Source organism: Microbacterium sp. ARD31 (assembly GCF_031844425.1).
The window spans coordinates 390521-408244 of sequence record NZ_JAUZVE010000004.1; the positions used below are offsets into that span (position 1 = coordinate 390521).

General features: G+C 70.4%; 20 protein-coding genes. 2 read left to right on the forward strand and 18 right to left on the reverse strand.

The annotated features are described in order from the left end of the window. Window positions 1-29: 29 nt before the first annotated feature. Both Q9S36_RS15450 and Q9S36_RS15455 read right to left on the reverse strand, forming a co-directional pair. The gene (locus Q9S36_RS15450; protein WP_311285851.1) at window positions 30-965 is read right to left on the reverse strand and encodes a tetratricopeptide repeat protein; all 936 of its coding nucleotides are present in this window, start codon (window positions 963-965) and stop codon (window positions 30-32) included. Then, window positions 962-2827: a glycosyl transferase gene (locus Q9S36_RS15455; protein ID WP_311285852.1), complete on the reverse strand. Its 1866-nt coding sequence runs from the start codon at window positions 2825-2827 to the stop codon at window positions 962-964. Before Q9S36_RS15455 ends, Q9S36_RS15450 begins: the two co-directional genes overlap by 4 nt. Window positions 2828-3001: 174 nt before the next feature. Between Q9S36_RS15455 and Q9S36_RS15460 the strand changes: the two genes are divergently transcribed. Next, window positions 3002-4072: an AI-2E family transporter gene (locus Q9S36_RS15460; RefSeq protein ID WP_251449959.1), complete on the forward strand. Its 1071-nt coding sequence runs from the start codon at window positions 3002-3004 to the stop codon at window positions 4070-4072. A 1-nt stretch (window position 4073) separates the two neighbouring features. On the opposite strand, the gene Q9S36_RS15465 is transcribed toward Q9S36_RS15460, so the two are convergent. From Q9S36_RS15465 to rpsB, 9 genes are all read right to left on the reverse strand, one after another. After that, a complete protein-coding gene (locus Q9S36_RS15465) occupies window positions 4074-4802 on the reverse strand; it encodes an alpha/beta hydrolase (RefSeq protein WP_311285853.1) in 729 nt (242 codons plus the stop codon). A 1-nt stretch (window position 4803) separates the two neighbouring features. After that, on the reverse strand, window positions 4804-5088 hold the full coding sequence (locus Q9S36_RS15470; RefSeq protein WP_251449963.1) for a hypothetical protein: 285 nt from the start codon (window positions 5086-5088) through the stop codon (window positions 4804-4806). A 4-nt stretch (window positions 5089-5092) separates the two neighbouring features. Beyond that, on the reverse strand, window positions 5093-5875 hold the full coding sequence (locus Q9S36_RS15475; RefSeq protein WP_396653777.1) for a lytic transglycosylase domain-containing protein: 783 nt from the start codon (window positions 5873-5875) through the stop codon (window positions 5093-5095). Window positions 5876-5927: 52 nt separating this feature from the next. Next, window positions 5928-6494, reverse strand: coding sequence for a DivIVA domain-containing protein (locus Q9S36_RS15480; RefSeq protein WP_311285855.1), 567 nt, complete (start codon window positions 6492-6494; stop codon window positions 5928-5930). Next, entirely contained in the window at window positions 6491-7537 is a 1047-nt protein-coding gene (locus Q9S36_RS15485; RefSeq protein WP_311285856.1) for a phosphatidate cytidylyltransferase, read from the reverse strand. The genes Q9S36_RS15480 and Q9S36_RS15485 overlap by 4 nt, the downstream gene beginning before the upstream one ends. A gap of 8 nt (window positions 7538-7545) precedes the next feature. Then, window positions 7546-8100: a ribosome recycling factor gene (gene frr, locus Q9S36_RS15490; RefSeq protein ID WP_311285857.1), complete on the reverse strand. Its 555-nt coding sequence runs from the start codon at window positions 8098-8100 to the stop codon at window positions 7546-7548. Window positions 8101-8151: 51 nt separating this feature from the next. Further along, window positions 8152-8871 carry a UMP kinase gene (pyrH, locus tag Q9S36_RS15495; RefSeq protein WP_311285858.1) on the reverse strand — a complete coding sequence of 240 codons (720 nt, stop codon included), beginning with the start codon at window positions 8869-8871 and terminating at the stop codon, window positions 8152-8154. Between the two features lie 84 nt (window positions 8872-8955). Then, window positions 8956-9783, reverse strand: a complete 828-nt coding sequence (gene tsf / locus Q9S36_RS15500) for a translation elongation factor Ts (RefSeq protein ID WP_251449975.1) — start codon at window positions 9781-9783, stop codon at window positions 8956-8958. A 93-nt stretch (window positions 9784-9876) separates the two neighbouring features. Continuing rightward, a complete protein-coding gene (gene rpsB, locus Q9S36_RS15505) occupies window positions 9877-10803 on the reverse strand; it encodes a 30S ribosomal protein S2 (protein ID WP_311285859.1) in 927 nt (308 codons plus the stop codon). A gap of 308 nt (window positions 10804-11111) precedes the next feature. Between rpsB and Q9S36_RS15510 the strand changes: the two genes are divergently transcribed. After that, window positions 11112-11663: a M23 family metallopeptidase gene (locus Q9S36_RS15510; protein WP_311285860.1), complete on the forward strand. Its 552-nt coding sequence runs from the start codon at window positions 11112-11114 to the stop codon at window positions 11661-11663. A gap of 10 nt (window positions 11664-11673) precedes the next feature. Here the strand turns inward: Q9S36_RS15510 and Q9S36_RS15515 are convergent, their stop codons facing one another. The 7 genes from Q9S36_RS15515 to lepB form a co-directional block, all read right to left on the reverse strand. Further along, window positions 11674-12633: a tyrosine recombinase XerC gene (locus tag Q9S36_RS15515; RefSeq protein WP_311285861.1), complete on the reverse strand. Its 960-nt coding sequence runs from the start codon at window positions 12631-12633 to the stop codon at window positions 11674-11676. A 63-nt stretch (window positions 12634-12696) separates the two neighbouring features. Beyond that, the gene (gene dprA / locus Q9S36_RS15520; RefSeq protein ID WP_311285862.1) at window positions 12697-13893 is read right to left on the reverse strand and encodes a DNA-processing protein DprA; all 1197 of its coding nucleotides are present in this window, start codon (window positions 13891-13893) and stop codon (window positions 12697-12699) included. After that, window positions 13890-15416, reverse strand: a complete 1527-nt coding sequence (locus Q9S36_RS15525) for a YifB family Mg chelatase-like AAA ATPase (protein WP_311285863.1) — start codon at window positions 15414-15416, stop codon at window positions 13890-13892. The genes dprA and Q9S36_RS15525 overlap by 4 nt, the downstream gene beginning before the upstream one ends. Next, window positions 15413-15781, reverse strand: coding sequence for a YraN family protein (locus Q9S36_RS15530; protein WP_251449987.1), 369 nt, complete (start codon window positions 15779-15781; stop codon window positions 15413-15415). Before Q9S36_RS15530 ends, Q9S36_RS15525 begins: the two co-directional genes overlap by 4 nt. Before the next feature lie 107 nt (window positions 15782-15888). Beyond that, window positions 15889-16212 (reverse strand): DUF2469 family protein, encoded by a 324-nt coding sequence (locus Q9S36_RS15535; protein WP_121149251.1) that lies wholly within the window; start codon window positions 16210-16212, stop codon window positions 15889-15891. 23 nt (window positions 16213-16235) lie between these two features. After that, window positions 16236-16895: a ribonuclease HII gene (locus Q9S36_RS15540; RefSeq protein ID WP_311285864.1), complete on the reverse strand. Its 660-nt coding sequence runs from the start codon at window positions 16893-16895 to the stop codon at window positions 16236-16238. Further along, window positions 16892-17668: a signal peptidase I gene (gene lepB / locus Q9S36_RS15545; protein ID WP_311285865.1), complete on the reverse strand. Its 777-nt coding sequence runs from the start codon at window positions 17666-17668 to the stop codon at window positions 16892-16894. Before lepB ends, Q9S36_RS15540 begins: the two co-directional genes overlap by 4 nt. Between the last annotated feature and the right edge of the window lie 56 nt (window positions 17669-17724).

A 17724-nucleotide genomic window follows, 5' to 3' on the forward strand; every position in this document is an offset into this window, starting at 1 on the left:
CCGGCGTCTGAGGCGCCGGGCCGGAATGATCAGAACATCAGCGAAGCCAGGCGAGCCCGGGCACGGACGACACGGGGGTCGGTGTCGCCGACGACCCCGAACAGCTCGAGCAGTCGCTCGCGGACCGGCCCGCGCTCATCGGTGGGGAGTGCGCCGAAGAGGTCGAGCAGTCGCCCGAAGGCGTCGTCGATGTGCCCACCCGCGACATCGAGATCCGCAACGGCCAGCTGCGCGTCCGCGTCGGCGGGATTCTGCGCGGCCGCAGCGCGGACATCGCTGAGGCCGGCCTGCCGCACCCGCTCGAGAAGGCGCACCTGGCCGAGCCCGGCACGAGCATCCGCGTCTCGGGGATTCTCTGCGAGGGCCTTCTCGAACGCCGCGATGGCACGGGGATAGTCCCCCGCCTCGATCGCATCGTGCGCCTCCGCATGAAGCGGGGGCAGCGGAGGCTCCTCTGGAGCCGCCTCGTCCGCGGCCGGCGCATCGCCGACGGGAACGACGCCGGTGACCCCGTGCTGGCCTGCGAGCTGGAGCAGCTGAGCGAACACGTCGCGGACCTGCTGCTCCGGGACCGCGCCGTTGAACAGCGGGACCGGCTGACCGGCGACCAGGGCGACCACCATCGGGATGGACTGGGCGCGGAAGGCCTGAGAGATCTGCGGATTCGCGTCGACGTCGACCTTCGCCAGAACCAGACGGCCGCCGAGCTCCTGCACCACACGCTCGAGGACGGGACTCAGCTGCTTGCACGGGCCGCACCACTCCGCCCACAGGTCGAGGACGACCGGCACGGTCCGCGACAGCTCCATGACCTGGGGGAAGGACTCGTCCGTGACGTCCATCACGAGCGAGACGTCGGGCGCGCCCGGCGACGCGCCCTGAGCCACCGCCGGGTCGGGGCGGTTGCGGAGAGCGGAGAGGTCCACGGCGCCGCGCATCGCGGCCCCGGCGGCTACATCGGTCACTTGATCACCTTCGCGTCGAGGATGTCGGATGCATAGCCGAGAAGACGGATCTTCTCGGTCGAGCCCTGTCCGGGCACGTAGAAGAAGAGCTGGTCGCTGAATGTCGTCGTGAACCCGGTGGCCGACTGCTCTGCCCCGGCGAGCGTGCGCACTGTCGCGTTTCCGTCGAGCTTGATCACGGCTTCTTCGTTCGTCGGCCTCACCGTGTCGGTCTCGTTGATGGTGACGGCCACGACGGCGCCGCTCTCGAGAGTGGCGATCGCGAACGGGTCGTACGCCCCGGGCTCGGACGAGAACGTCAGGCGACCGGTACGGGATGCCGTCTCGTTGAACTCCTCGAGTCGGCGTTCGCGGTCGGCGGTGATGCTCGCGCGGAACTGATCGGTCTCGGCGTCGAACATCGCCGCGAACTCGCTCTCCTCGCCGTTGTTGATGACGTCCGAATAGGCCGCTGCGATCTGCTCGGGGGGCATCACGAGGAATGGGGAGTCCGGCGCCACCTGGGTCGCCCCGATGTAATAGGGGGCGAGATCCGGCATGAGCGTGTCGGCTTCGAGGCTGGCGAGATAGCTGAGCTTGTAGCTCGACCACGGATCGTCCTGCGTGAGGACCATGATGCTCGACGTGCGCGTCTCGGCGTCGTCCACCACGGTCAGGACCGATCGAGGCCAGCTGTCGGAGGCCTGAGGGAGGACGAGCGACAGGTCGCCGTCGAGGATCGCCGCCGGCGCCGCGTAGTCGTCGATCTCCGCTCGCAGCGTGTAGTTGGTCTCTCGGGCGGCCAGAGGGGCGCCGACGAGCCGGGTGGCGGCGAGGTCGATGTCGAGGTCCTCGTCCGCCTGCGCGACCGTGGTCGCGACCCGGGCGAGGATCCGCTCCGCCTGCACGGCCGTGACCGCGGGCGCCTGCTGGCCTTCGGGGACGATCACCGAGGCGCTCGGCGACGGGGTCGGCGAGGCGCCGAGCTGGGGCCAGGCATCGGCCGAGCAGCCCGAGACAGCCAGAGCCGACACCGCGATGACCGGGAGGGCCATGCCCACGCGGCGGCCGCGGGTGAGGGCGCGGCGGGCACGCGATGTGGAGCTGATCATGCCTTTGCCCTCGGCGTCGTCCGACACGTCTATGGGCTGCGTCTGCTGCAGCGGCAGCCCCTTGCGCCGCGGGCCGCGCGAGCGCCGGGCATGGCGGATGCCGAGGATGTAGAGCAGGACGCCGACGGCCATGACGACGCTTCCGGCGAGGATGAGCGGGCCGGCCCACGGCGTGGTGCTCGAGATCGGCCACGACACGCTCACGCTCGAGGGGGCGGGTGCCGTGCCGTCGGCGGCGAGGATGACGCTCATCTCCGAGGGCAGCTGCAAGGGTGCGACGAGTTCGTCCGCCTGGACGAACTCCTCGAGCCAGAGGTCCGACCCCGCCGGGTCGCGACCGGCGTCCGCGGCTGCGTCGTCGGCCGCGGCACCTTCGGACTCCTCCGGCGCATCGGTCGCGGTCGTCTCGGGCGTCGGCGTCGCAGCCGGCGCCTCCTCTTCCGGAGCCTCGGGCTCCACGAGGGCGACCGACACGGCACCTGCCTCATCAACGGTGACGGCGTTGTACGAGTCATCCGACAGCCAGGCGCGGACGTCGGCCGTGCGACCGTACGCGGCGAAGATCTCTCCGGTGCCCTCGGCGCGCAGCGACTGGGCACCGGGCAGCCGGTTCAGAACAGCGCCGTCGACCACCAGATACGGTGCCTCCTGCTCGGCCTCCACGGCCACCGTCTCGGTGTCGGGTCCTTGGAAGAGGGTGCGCTGGGCGATGCCCGCACCGATCATCAGAGCGGCGAGGACGAATGCCGCAACGGCCCACACGAAACGCACTCGAACACCTCTCATGAGTCCGCGCATAGGCGGCGCGGACCCTCGACTCGACGTTCCAGCGTAGCGAAAACGACCTGAAAGCGCCGTGGGAGGAGCCATTGCCGGGCTCGACGACTTCCCCTGCGTATCCTGACACCATCGAGTCGGCGCATCGCCGAGAAGGGCTGCGCGCCGATGAAGATCCACAACCCGTTCCGGGTCGCCCTGGTCGCGACTCTGGGCGTCGGCCTGGGACTGCTGCTGATCGGAAGCGTCCAGACGCTGTCGACGATCCTGCTGTACGTCGGCACCGCGCTCTTCCTCTCACTGGGCCTGGATCCGGTGGTCGGCTGGCTGGAGCGGCGGAAGCTGCCGCGCTGGGCCGCGGTGCTGGTGACGATCCTCGGCGTGCTCGCCGCCTTCGCGGGCATCATCCTCATGATCGTGCCGATCATCGTGCAGCAGATCTCCCAGCTCGTGGCGCAGATCACCGAGCTCGTCGAGGACGGGTCCTGGGACCCGGTGTCGGAGCTGCGGCAGTGGATGACCGAGAACTTCCCCCAGCTCGCCGTCGACGACGTCTTCGAGTACGTGCAGGAATGGCTGAACTCGCTGGACTACAGCCAGATCGGCGAACAGGTGGGCGGCAGCATCATCGTGATCGGCGGCGCGATCCTGGGTGGGCTGGCCGGGGCGTTCATCGTGCTCATCCTCACGATCTACTTCACCGCCTCCACGCCGAGCCTGAAGCGCGCGGTCTATCAGCTCGTGCCCGCCTCCAAGCGCGAGAGGTTCATCGATCTCGGCGAGCAGATCACCGACTCGGTGGGATATTTCGTCATCGGGCAGCTGAGCCTCGGGGTGATCAACGGCGTGCTGAGCGCGATCTTCCTCTCCATCATCCAGGCACCGTTCCCGGCGGTCCTGGCCGTGATCGCGTTCTTCTTCTCGATCATCCCGCTGGTGGGAACGCTCACCGGATCGACGATCATCGTGCTGACGTGCCTCATCCCCGGTCTCGGATCGCCGCAGACGGCGCTCATCGCCGCGATCTACTACCTCATCTACATGCAGATCGAGGCGTACGTCATCGCTCCCCGGATCATGGGCCGTGCGGTCTCGGTGCCCGGCGCCGTCGTGGTGATCGCCGCTCTCGCCGGCGGCTCGCTGCTCGGGCTCCTGGGCGCGCTCGTGGCTATCCCGGTGGCGGCCAGCATCCTGATCATCTACCGCCAGGTGATCATCCCTCGGCAGAACGAGCGCTGACTCAGTCCCGGTGCGCCGCGCCGCCGTGCCACTCCACGGGCAGCGGCAGCGCCTCGGGATGCACCGCGCCGACGATCTCGGTGAGCACTCGCCGCGTCTGGTGCTCGCCGACCCACAGGTGCTTTCCGCCCTCGACGGGGATGAGCGTCGCGTGTGGGACGGTCGAGAAACGGCGCATCGCGGCATCCGGGCGCAAGTAGTCGTCGAACTCGGGCACCAGCACCACCATGGGCCGCGTGTCCCCCGCCCACGCCGCCACGTCGTCGTCCGTCGCCCGATGCAGGGGCGGCGAGAGCAGGATGGTTCCCTCGATCTCGTGATCGCGCCCGTACTTCAGCGCCAGCTCGGTCCCGAAGGACCAGCCCACCAGCCACGGTCGCGGGAGTCCGCGCTCCCGGACGAAGTCGACAGCCGCGGCCAGGTCGAACGCCTCGGCCCGGCCGCCGTCGAACTCGCCGTCACTGCGCCCGCGCGGAGACTCGGTACCGCGGGTGTTGAAGCGCAGCACGCCGATGTCAGCCAGTGCGGGAAGGCGAGCCGCCGCCTTGCGCAGGATGTGGGAGTCCATGAATCCGCCGGCGGTCGGCAGCGGATGCAGGGTCACGAGCATCGCCCGCGGTTCACCGTTCTCGGGCAGCGCGAGCTCGCCGACCAGCCGCAGACCGTCGATGGTCTCGAGCTCGATGTCCTCCCGCCGCGCAGGGAGCATGAGGGGTCCGCGTATCTCCATATCAGCCGATCCTCCAGCAGTGTCCGTGCCAATGCCGCCGCGCCGCCAGGTCGGCCTCGTCTCCGAGCACGCCGTCCGCTCGCCAGGTCACCACATGCGCGACCCCGACGTCGATGGATCGACCGCATCCCGGACAGATGTAGGACTTCTGCGCCTGAGCCGCCGAGACGGGCTGCACGGTCCATTCGACACCGCGGCGCAGTTCCGTCCGCTTCCACCCGGCGAGCAGCCGCTCGAAGGAGTCGTCGCCGGCCGGTTCGGGCCGGCGACGGTGAGATCGCGGCATCGGATCAGTACCAGCCGACCGACTGCGAGTGCGCCCACGCGCCGCAGGGAGCGCCGTAGCGGCCACTGATGTAGCCCAGACCCCACGTGATCTGCGTGGCGGGGTTCGTCTCCCAGTCCGCACCGGCGGTGGCCATCTTGCTGCCGGGAAGGGACTGAGGGATGCCGTAGGCACCGCTCGAGGCGTTGTAGGCGTTCACACGCCAGCCCGACTCCTTGTTCCACAGCGCGACGAGGCAGGAGAACTCGTCGTCGCCCCAGCCGCGGGCCTTGACCATGTCGTACGCGATCGCCTGCGCTGATCCGGGATCCGGCGTCACGAACGGGGGCGTCCACACGACCGGTTCGGCGGGAGCGACAGGCTCGGCCGGCGCGGCAGCGTCGACGGCCGTGATGACGGGCTCGGGCTCCGGCTCGGGAGTGGGGGTGGGCTTCGGTTCGACGTAAACCGTGTACCCGCCGCGATCGAGGTCGCGCGGCTCCGCCGGCTCGGCATCGCCGGCGACGACCCGGGTCTGGATGTCGGCCATCGAGCTGGCGTACAGCGACATCGGGGGCGCCTCCTCGGCGCTCGCCTGCGATATCGCGAGGCCCGTGGGTCCGGCGTACGCGGCGACGAATCCGAAGGCGGCGAAGGCGGCGAACACGCCCAGCACGCTGCGACGGCGTGACCACCGCTGCGGAGCCGAACTGCTCGCCGGGACCTGCCGAGAGGAGGACCGCGTGACGCGCTCCGCGTGGGTGCGGAGCTCGCGTCGTGTCGGAAGGATCTCGTCGCCGGAAGTCACAGTGAGCCGAGTCTAGCGACCAAGTCCGACGCCTGCCATCCGGCAGGACGGGCTACCGGACGGCGAGCATCACTTCCACGACCGCGTCCAGAACCGCGTCGACCTGGAGCTCCCGGTAGCCCCCGCGCTGCATGCGGAACGCCACCGAACGCACCTGGTCGACGGTCACGGCGTCACCGCGCTCGAGGTAGCGTGCCAGCTTGTCCGCCACGAGGTCGACCTCGTCGACGCGGTAGCCGTAGTGGAGGGCGCCGACGCGGTCGAAGCGCTGCCCGCGGGGCCTGCTGAGACGGTCCAGCACCGTCTGGCCGGTCTGCTTCACGCGGCCGACCCACGCACGTGCACCCGCGGCGGACAGCGCGTGCTCGCGCTCCCGCGCCGCGAAGGCGTCTTCGATCCGGCTGAGCGCATTGTCGACTGCATCCACGACGTATCCGTGGCGGACGAGGGGGAAGGCGACGGAACGGACGTCCGCGGCGGTCAGCGGCGACGCCGTGCCCTCGAAGGCACCGCGTGCCCGCGCGAGGAACTCGTCGACGGCTGCGACGTCGTAGCCCTTGGAGCGCCCCACGGCGCGCGGAAAAGTCGCCGCGGCGGCGACGGTCTCTGCGGCGGTCACGACACCGCCAGCGGCGAGAGCACGTAGTACATGGCCAGAGCGGCGGTCACCGACGGGAGGATGGAGTCCAGCCGATCCAGGACGCCGCCGTGGCCGGGCAGCCACGAGCTCATGTCCTTGATGCCGAGGTCGCGCTTGATCATGGATTCGCCGAGGTCGCCCGCCGTCGCGGTGCCGAGGATGACCAGGCCGAAAACCACTCCGGTCCACCACGGCAGGCCCAGCATGAACAGCGCCAGCAGGACGCCGGCGACCGTGGCGGCCACTGCCGCCCCGGCGAATCCCTCCCACGTCTTCTTCGGGCTGATGTGTGGCGCCATGGGGTGGCGGCCGAGCGTGAGCCCGGCGATGTACGCGCCGGTGTCGGAGGCGACCGCGACGATGATGAACGCCAGCACCCACCACTCGCCGCCGTCCTGGCGGAGAAGGACGACGCACAGGCTGGCGAGGAAGGACACGTACATCTGGATGAAGCCGGCGACGAGCACGTCCCCCAGCACCTGGTCGTAGTCGCGTCCGTCCGCGGTCACCATCTGGGCGACCAGACGCCACACCACCACGAATGCCACCGCGACGAAGACCATCACCCAGACGAGCCACAGATCCAGCAGATAGCCGGACACCACCAGCACGACGGCGGCCGCAAGCTGCGGAATGACATCCACGCGTCGTCCGGCGCCGATGAGAGCTCGCGAGAACTCGAACACCCCCAGCAGTGCGGCGGCCAGTGCGAACAGCACGAAGAGCGCCTTCACGAACAGCAGGCTCGACAGCACCACCGCCCCGATGGCGAGACCGATCGCGATCGCGACGATGAGGTCGCGGCCGGTGCGGGCCTTGATGCGCTCGTTCGCCTCTTCGAACTCCGCGCGCGCGTGGGCGACCTGGTGCTCGAACTCGGAGCGGGCCGCCCGCACGTGCGACTGGAAAGCCTGCGAGGGGTCGGCCGCAGCATCCGCTCGACGCGCCTGCGCGAAAGCACGCCGAGTGGCCGGCGGTTCAGCCGGACTCGGTTCGGGCACTCCCCCGGGCACGTCGGACATGGACCTGCTCAGACTTCGAGGAGTTCGGCTTCTTTGCGCTTGAGCGCGTCGTCGATGGCGTCGACGTGAGCGCGCGTGAGGCTGTCGAGCTCCTTCTCGGCCCGCACCAGCTCGTCCTCCCCGACGTCGCTCTTGAGCGCGTCGAGGTCGTCCTTGGCCTTGCGTCGGATGCCGCGGACGTGGACCTTCGCGTCCTCGCCCTTGGTGCGCACGAGCTTGACGTACTCCTTGCGGCGCTCCTCGGTCAGCTCCGGCATCGTCACCCGGACCAGATTCCCGTCGTTGGTCGGGTTCGCCCCGAGATTGGGGGTGTCGCGGATCGCCTGCTCGATCGCCTTGAGGGCCGACTTGTCGTACGGGGTGACGACGATCGTGCGTGCTTCGATGTTGTTGAGCGACGCCAGCTGCGCCAACGGCGTCGGGGAGCCGTAGTAGTCCACCAGGATCTTCTGGAACAGCTGCGGGTTCGCCCGTCCCGTGCGCACCGTCGCGAAGTCCTCCTTCGCAGCCTCTACGGCGCGGTCCATGCGCGCTCCGGTATCGGCCAAGACGTCCGCGATCACTGTGTCTCCTTCGCGTTGATGAGCCCGTTCAGTCTACTCAGGCGGGCCGCGTCACGCCGTGACCAGCGTGCCGATGGTCTCGCCGCGCAGCGCCTTGGTCACGTTGCCCGCAGGCTCCATGCCGAACACCCGCATGTCCATCTTGTTGTCCATGCACAGGCTGAACGCCGTCGAATCGACGACCTTCAGTCCCCGCTGGAGGGCATCCCGGTAGGTGATGCGGTCGATGCGTGTGGCGGACGCGTCCTTCTTGGGGTCGGCGGTGTACACCCCATCGACGCCGTTCTTGGCGACCAGGACCTCCTGCGCGCCGATCTCGAGGGCACGCTGCGCGGCGACGGTGTCGGTCGAGAAGTACGGCAGACCCGCGCCCGCACCGAAGATGACTACGCGGCCCTTCTCCATGTGACGGGCCGCACGGCGCGGGATGTACGGCTCGGCCACCTGTGTCATCGAGATCGCCGACTGCACGCGCGTGGCTGCGCCGGCCTGCTCCAGGAAGTCCTGCAGGGCGAGCGCGTTCATGACCGTCCCGAGCATCCCCATGTAGTCGGCGCGCCCGCGGTCCATGCCGCGCTGGCTGAGTTCCGCGCCGCGGAAGAAGTTTCCGCCGCCCACCACGACCGCGATCTCCACGGTGTCGACGGCGGCGGCGATCTCGCGCGCCATCTGGCTCACCACGTCCGGGTTGACTCCGAGCTGGCCCCCGCCGAACGCCTCGCCGGAAAGCTTCAGAAGGACGCGACGGCGCCCGGTCGACTCACTGCTCACAATTGGTCCTCTCGTCACCTTGGAAACTACCGAACGCATGAGAAAAGGCCCGCATCGCGACTCGATGCGGGCCTTTCCGGAGTGTTACGCGCCGACCTTGAAGCGGGCGAACCCGGTGAGGGTCAGCCCCGCGTCCTTGGCGACCTGCGCGACGGAGAGCTTGTTGTCCTTCGCGTAGTCCTGGTCCAGGAGCGACACCTGCTTGAAGAACGCGTTCACGCGCCCCTCGACGATCTTGGGCAGCGCCGCTTCGGGCTTGCCCTCGCTGCGCGAGATCTCGGTCACGATCTCGCGCTCCTTGTCCACATCGGCCTCGGGGACCTCGTCGCGGTTCAGGTAGGACGGGTTGGCGAACGAGATGTGCTGCGCGAGGCTGCGCGCGGTCTCGGCGTCATCGCCCGAGTAGGCCAGCACGACGCCGACCTGCGGGGGAAGGTCCTTGCTGGTCTTGTGCAGGTAGACCTCGAACTTGTCGCCGGAGAGCGTGCGGACGCGTCGCAGCTCCACCTTCTCGCCGATGATGGCGGCCTCGTCGTCGATCAGCTGCGCGACGGTCTGGCTGCCGGCGGGGGCGGCGAGAGCGGCGTCGACCGAGTCGGCGGCCACGGCGGCGACAGCGTCGGCCACCTTGTCCGCGAGGGCGATGAAGCGGTCGTTCTTCGCGACGAAGTCGGTCTCGCACGCCAGCTCGATGAGGGTGACCTTGTCGCCCTGCTCGCGCGCGGCGATGAGGCCTTCGCTCGTCGAACGGTCAGCGCGCTTGGCGTTGCCCTTCGCGCCCTTCAGACGCAGGATCTCGACGGCCTTCTCGACATCGCCATCGGCCTCTTCGAGGGCCTTCTTCGTGTCGACCATGCCGGTGCCGAGCTGCTCGCGCAGCGCCTTGATGTCGGCGATCGTGAAGTTTGCCATGGGTGGCGGCTCCTATGTTGTGATGCGTTCTCGTGGATGCCTCGGCGGGATCCCGATCGGGAATCCCGCCGAGGCGATGATCGTGCGGAGTGCTTACTTCGCGGCGGTCTCGTCGGCGACCGCGGTCTCGGCCTCGGGCGCCTCGGCCTCGGGTGCCTGAGCTTCCTCCGTCTGGCCCTCGGCGACGATCTCCTCGGCCTCAGCCTGGGCGACGTTCTCGTCGGCGACCTTCTCGGTCTCAGCGGACGACTGCTCCGGCGTGGGCTGCTCGAGCAGCTCGCGCTCCCAGTCGGCGAGGGGCTCGGCGGCCTCGGCCTCGTCGGAGGGCTGGTGACGCTGGATCAGACCCTCGGCGGCGGCGTCGGCGATGATGCGGGTCAGCAGGCTGACCGAGCGGATCGCGTCGTCGTTGCCGGGGATCGGGTACTGGAACTCGTCCGGGTCGGCGTTGGTGTCGAGGATGCCGATCACGGGGATGCCGAGCTTGACCGCCTCGTCGATCGCGAGGTGCTCGCGCTTGGCGTCGACGACCCAGATCGCCGACGGCGTCTTCTGCAGGTTGCGGATGCCGCCCAGCGACTTGTGCAGCTTGTCGAGCTCGCGCTTCTTCAGCAGGAGCTCCTTCTTCGTGAAGCCGCTCGCCGCGGGGTCTTCGAAGTCGAGCTCCTCGAGCTCCTTCATGCGCTGGAGTCGCTTCGACACCGTCTGGAAGTTGGTGAGCAGTCCGCCGAGCCAGCGCTGGTTCACGTAGGGCTGGCCGACGCGCGTCGCCTGCTCGGCGATGATCTCCTGCGCCTGCTTCTTGGTGCCGACGAAGAGGACGGTGCCGCCGTGGGCGACGGTCTCCTTGACGAACTCGTACGCCTTGTCGATGTACGACAGCGACTGCTGCAGGTCGATGATGTGGATGCCGCTGCGCTCGGTGAGGATGAAGCGCTTGACCTTCGGGTTCCACCGGCGGGTCTGGTGTCCGAAGTGCACGCCGCTGTCGAGCAGCTGGCGAATGGTGACGACGGCCATGGCCGTTCTCCTTCTCTGGCGCACGGGGCGCCGTTCTTGCGGTTGATTCGCGTCGTCGTGTTCGACGACGTGCCTGGTGCCCGGCGCACGCCCGCCTCGAGGTTTCGAGGACCGATGGGGGTGGATGCCGCGCCGCACGCTTCTTTCGAAGGTGCCGCGCTCTGGGCACGCGGAGTCATCCCGACGAGCGGGATGCGGGGTCCAGTGTATCAGTCACCGGTTCCTCCACAGGCTCGCGCGGGCGACGGTTCGTCCACGGTGGCCGGGCGTCGGGTCGGGGACACGGCACGGGCCGTCACGCTGTGGAGATGTTCCTCCGTGGTACCCGGATCAGAGCCGCGCGCCGGGCGGCGGGCGTCGTCCTGGCTGTGGCCGTCGCGCTGCTTCCCACGAGCACGTGGTCGCGCGATCCGCCGGTGCCGACGCCGCCGGCGCCCGACGGCGGCGCGACCTCGTCTCGATGGTCGTGGCCGCTGGAGCCGTTCAGCCTGGAGCGACCCTTCGAGGCGCCGGCGCACCGGTACGCCAGCGGTCACCGCGGGGTCGACGTGCGGGCGATGGGCGTGCTCACGGTGCGCGCACCCGCCGGAGGCGTCGTCGCCTTCGCCGGTCGGGTCGTGGATCGCGACGTGCTCACGATCGATCACGGCGGCGGGCTCGTCACCACGCTCGAACCGGTGACATCCGCCCTGTCGCCCGGCGAACCCGTCGCCGCGGGCGACACCGTCGGGAAGCTCTCCGTCGGCGGACACACCGAGCCCGGCGCGCTCCACATCGGCGTGCGCATGGATGGGGAGTACATCAACCCGATGACTCTCTTCGGCGAGGTGCCGCGGGCGGTGCTTCTGCCCTGCTGCTGAGACTCCCCGTTCAGGCGCGCGGGTGCGCGAGCCGGTAGGCCGCGTTCAGTCGCTCGCTCGAGACGTGCGTGTAGATCTGCGTGGTGCCAAGGCTCGCGTGCCCGAGGATCTCCTGCACCGTGCGCAGGTCCGCGCCGCCGTCGAGCAGATGGGTCGCCGCCGAGTGCCGCAGCGAATGCGGGCCGGTGTCTCCGCCCACGAGCGGGCCGACCGTGCGGGCGACCAGGTCGTACACCGCGCGCGGGCCGATACGGCCGCCGCGGGCACCCAGGAAGACGGCGCCCGCCGGCACCGGACGTTCCACCGACGACCGTGGTCCACCGGCATCCCGAGCAGCACCCCGCGGGCCGACCTCGGCACGCGCCGCCAGGGCCGGACGCCCCCGCACCAGGTATGACTCGAGCGCGCGGGATGCGGGAGCCCCGTACGGCACCACGCGTTCCTTCGCGCCTTTGCCGGTGACCCGCACGGTTCGGCGCTCGCCGTCGACGTCATCGATGTCGAGCCCGCACAGTTCGCTCACACGGACACCGGACCCGTACAGGATCTCGAGGATCGCGTGATCCCGCAGAGCGACCGGGTCGCCGCCGGCGGCTCGCGTCGCCATGTCTTCCAGCAGGTTCCCGAGATTCGCTGCGGTTGCCACGGTGGGCAGCGTGCGACCGCGTTTGGGTGCCACGAGACGCAGGCTGGGGTCCTGCGCGACGTGGCCCTGCTCGAGTGCCCAGGCGAAGAAGCCGCGAGCGGTCGCGGTGCGGCGGGCGACCGTCGATCTGGCATCGCCGCGCTCGGTCGACCGCCACAGCCAGTCGCGCAGATCCTCGAGGTCGAGTGATGCGACGTCGCGGTCGTCGCGGGTGGCGGCCAGATCGGCGAGATCGGCGCGGTACGCGCGCACCGTCGCCGGCGAGAGCCGTCGCACCCGGGCGAGGTGCTCCGCGTACCGGTCGGCGGCTTCGGACAGGCGCATACCGTCAGTGTGCCAAGAAGGCCCGGGTGTGCTCGCGGGGCGCACCGCGGCGGCCGGATCGCGTCAGCGGGCCCGCGCGCCGTTGGGGCGGCGCCACCCGGCTGAGCCGTGCTCGGCCGTGCCTTCGAGTTGCAGGAGGCCGAGGACGGCCGTCACCTCGTCGAGGGGCATCCCGCAGCGTGCGGCGATCTCGTCGATGGAGCGGTGCGAGCGCGACGACAGCGCATCCCGCACGCGTGTGACGTCGTCGGTCCTGCCGTCGCCCGTGAGCGAGAGCGTCGGGCGGTCGACGCCCAGCATCTCGCGCACGTCCGCGGCGCCGGTGACGCACACGGCATCGTACTCGCGCAGCAGCCGATGCGTCCCCGCCGAAGCGGCGCTGGTCACCGGACCGGGAACCGCACCCAGCAGGCGGCCGAGGGCTGCAGCGTGCCCGGCCGTGTTGAGCGAGCCGCTGCGCCAGCCGGCCTCGACCACGACGGTGACATCGGAGAGCGCGGCGATCAGCCGATTCCGCTGGAGGAACCGCCATTTCGTCGGCGCACCGCCGCACGGCACCTCGCTCATCACCGCGCCTGAGCGGGCGATCCGGTCGGACAGCTGGGCATGACCCGACGGATAGGGGCGCTCCACCCCACCGGCCGAGAGCGCGACGGTCGTCCCCCCTGCGCCGAGTGCGGCCCGGTGCGCTGCGCCGTCGATGCCGTAGGCGGCACCCGACACCACCAGGATCCCGGCGCCGGCGAGCTCGGCGGCGAGTTCGCCCGCGACGAGCTCTCCGTACGAGGTCGCCGCGCGGGCACCCACGATCGCCACGCTCGCCGCGGCGCTCGCCGCGGCGGGGTCTCCCCGCACCCACAGGCAGGCCGGCCCGTGTATGCCGAGGTCGTCGAGCCGCCCGGGCCATTCCTCGTGCCCGGGGGTCAGCAGCCTGATCCCGGCGGCGCGGGCGGTGGCCAGCCCCGCAGCGATGGCGCGCTGATCGAGCCGGGGCTTCCAGCGCGCGCGGGCTCGATCGAACTCTTCGCGCGTGACGCCGGCCGACGCCGGCACCGCCTCTCCGTTCAGCCCGACGCGCAAGGCGGCCTCCGGCCCGAGCGCCAGGCGCAGGCACCCGGCGATCCCGTCGCCCGGCTCGGCGAGGAACGACCAGATCGCCCGCGCGTAATCGGCTACCGCGTCCGTCGACCGGCTGTCGGGAGTGAGCCCCCGCAGGGCCGCGCGTGCCGCGGTCTCGGTGAGATCGGTTCCGGCGTTCATGCGGCGATCCCCTTCTTCAGGTACAGCGCCCGGCCGATGTGGGCGGGCGTCAGCCGGCTCTCCTCTTCCAGATCGGCAAGGGTCCAGGCGACGCGCAGGACGCGGTCGTACCCGCGCAGCGTGAGCGCTCCGCTTCGCAGTGCCGTGTCCAGCGGACGCCGCACGTCGGGCGCGGGCGCCATCGGGCCCGTGCGCAGCCACGTGCCCTTCACATGCGCGTTGACCCGCCACGGCGTGTCCTTCAGCCGGCGGGCCGCGCGGGCGCGCGCCGCAGTGACGCGCACGCGCGAGCTCGCGGTCGTCGGGCGCGGGACGGAGTCATCCGCATGGGCGACGACGACGCGGGTCAGCGAGAGCTGGATGTCCATGCGATCCAGCAGCGGACCCGAGAGCCTCCCCAGATAGCGGCGGATCGCGGAGGGCGGGCAGGTGCAGTCGCCCCCGCGTATGCCGTAGTCGCCGCACGGGCAGGGGTTGGTCGCCAGGACCAGCTGGAAGCGGGCGGGGAAGGTCGCCGTGATCCCCGCGCGATCGATCGTGATCTCGCCCTTCTCGAGCGGCTGGCGGAGCGCGTCGAGGCAGTGCGCGGGGAACTCCCCCGCCTCGTCGAGGAAGAGCACCCCCTCGGACGCACGGGCGATGGCACCCGGCCGGACGATCCGCGAGCCACCGCCCACCAGTGCCGCGACGCTCGCGGTGTGATGCGGCGCCTCGAACGGCGGCGTGTGCGAGATGCTCGCGATCGGCTGGCCCGACAGCGATCTGATGGACGCCGCCGTCAGGGCGGCGGCGTCGTCGAGGTCGGGGAGGATGCCGGGGAGCCGACGCGCCAGCATGGTCTTCCCGGCCCCGGGCGGGCCGCACATCATCACGTGGTGGCCGCCCGCCGCGGCGGCCACCATCGCCTCGACCGCCTCCCGCTGTCCGATCACGTCGGCGAGGTCCACGTCGTCGCCCGACGCGGGCGCCGCCGCCTCGTGGGTGACCGGCTCCATCGGCACCGGAACCACATCCGCGCCGTGCCATGCGGCGACCTCGGCGAGGTTCACCGCGCCGAGCACCTCGACGCCCCGGATGAGCTCGGCTTCGGCGCGGTTCGCGTGCGGCACGACGACGCGGTGCACGCCGGCCTGCGCGGCGGCGTGCACCGCCGGAAGCACCCCCGGGACAGGACGCAGCCGCCCATCCAGCCCGAGTTCGCCGACGTGCATCGTCCGACTGAGCCGCAGCGCGTCCATGCGCATCTCGGTCGCGAGAGACGCGATCGCGATCGCCACGTCGAACGCAGAGCCCTGCTTGGGAACGCTCGCCGGCGACAGGTTCACCGTCAGCCTCCGTCGCGGAAGCGGCAGTCCGTTGTTCGCGCACGCGTTGTGCACCCGCTGCACGGCTTCGCCGAGCGCCTTGTCCGGCAGTCCGATGATGCGGAACCCCGGCGTCTGGTTCGACAGATCGGCCTCCACCGCGACGAGGCCGCCGTCCAGCCCGGTCAGTCCGGCCGCCCACGTGCGCGCGACGGTCACTGCAGATCCATATCGACCAGATGCTCGAGCGCGCCGGTGGCGGGATCGGGCCCGACCACTGCGATCGCGTCCAGCCTCAGCCTGCGCCCCTGCGCGAGGGGGCGATGAGCGGCGATCCATGCGACGGCCAGACGCCACAGCCGCTCTCGCTTCCGCTGATCGATCGCCTCGAGGGGATGGCCGAACGCCTCACCGCGACGGGTCTTGACCTCGACCACGACGAGGTCGCGCCCGCGGGCCACCACCAGATCGATCTCTCCGGCCGCGCACCGCCAGTTCCGATCCAGCACGGTCCAGCCGTCGTCGGCGAAGTAGCGGGCCGCGCGGTCCTCACCGGCGCGCCCGAGCACATCCTTGTCTGCCATGCCGGCCATGCTCGCGCGCGGACGTGGTCGAGACGGCGCTGCGGGACCGTCCCGTGGACAGGTGAGCGGTTGCGACCGGCTGTGGGGTCGAGGATGACCCCGGAATGTCAGCTGTCGAGCGACAGCTCTTCCGGCAGCTGGAAGTCACGGCGGGACAGCTCTTCGACGTTGACGTCCTTGAACGTGAGGACGCGAACCGACTTGACGAAGCGATCCGCTCGGTAGATGTCCCACACCCACACGTCTGTCATCGAGATCTCGAAGTAGAAGTCGTGCTCGGTGTCGCGGCGGACCACGTTCACCTCGTTGGCGAGGTAGAAGCGTCGCTCGGTCTCGATCACGTACTGGAACTGCGATACGACGTCGCGGTACTCCCGATACAGGGCCAGCTCGAGCTCACGGTCGTAGTCTTCGAAGACGTCGTCATCCATGGTGAGTCCATCCTAGGGCGCGCTCAGAAGAGCGTCGGCGCGTCGGTGATCGCCCAGGACGCGCGGTGATGAGCCGAGATGCCGTGCTCGCGGATGGCAGCCCGGTGGTCCGGGCTGGCATAGCCCTTGTTGCGGCCCCACCCGTACGCGGGGAACTCGTCGTGGAGACCGGTCATGAGACAGTCCCGGGCCACCTTGGCGATGACGGATGCCGCCGCCGCACTCGCGCAGTCCCGGTCGGCCTTGATCACCGGACGTACGCGCAGGTCCGTGCCGCCGGCCGGCGTGATGTAGTCGTAGTTCCCGTCCAGGAGCACGATCCCGTCCTCGGCAGCGACGCCGTGGGCGCGGAGATCCGCGAGCGCACGCAGCGTGGCCAGGCCCAGTGCGCGGATGATGCCGATCTCGTCGATCTCGCGGGCGCTGGCCCACCCCACGGCGCTGGCGGCGACCCAGTCCGCCGCCCGCGCGGCGACCTCGGGGCGGCGGTGCTCCGGGACGAGCTTGGAATCGCGCAGGCCCACGGGGACGCGTTTGCGAGACCGCGGAGCGTCCACGGCCACGGCGCCCACGGCGACGGGCCCCGCCAGGGCGCCGCGTCCGACCTCGTCGCACGCGATGACCAGGGTGTGCTCCTTGAGCAGACGCCGTTCGAGCGTCAGCCGCGGCTCGACGACGGTCATGGGGACGCCTGGGGCTCCGTCACGACCGGCTCCGGCACACCCGCGAAATCGGCGCTGTGACTGTCGACCGTGCCGAAGCGGTTCAACGGCCAGGTGATGAGGAAGACCCGGCCGACGACGTTGTCGACCGGCACGAATCCTGCGCCGGGCTGATCGGTGTTGTACCGGGAGTCCTTCGAGCGATACCTGTTGTCGCCGAGGACCCAGAGGCTGTCGGCGGGAACGGTCACGTCGAACTGATCCGCGGATGCCGCGGAGTCGGCCGTCGGGGTCTTGATGTAATCGCTCTCGTCCACAGGGACGCCGTTGACGGTGATCTGCCCGATCGCGTTGCAGCACACCACGTTGTCGCCGGGGAGCCCGACGATCCGCTTGACGAGATGGTCGTCGCTGTCGGGGGCGGACAGCCCGACCAGGGAGAGCACCCAGTCGATCGCCTCGACGACGGGTGGCCGATCGGGTTCGGGCGTCACCGGGAGCCACCCGCCGGGGTCGCGGAACACCACGATCTCGCCCCGCTCGTAATCGGTGAATCGCGGGGTGATCTCATCGACGAGGATCCGATCGCGGATCTCGAGCGTGTCCTCCATCGACCCGGACGGGATGTAGAACGACCGCACCAGGAAGGTCTTGACCAGGAACGAGACGAGCACCGCGATGACGATGATGACGACGACGTCGCGCAGGAATCTGACCCAGCTGCGACGACGTCGGGCTCCCGCTGACGCGCGCCCGACGTTCGGCGGCGCCGGGGCGGTCTTCTCGCTCGTCATGCAGGTTCCTCCAGCGGGCTCGCCGCCGGTCGGAGGGCCACCATCCAAGGTTCGCA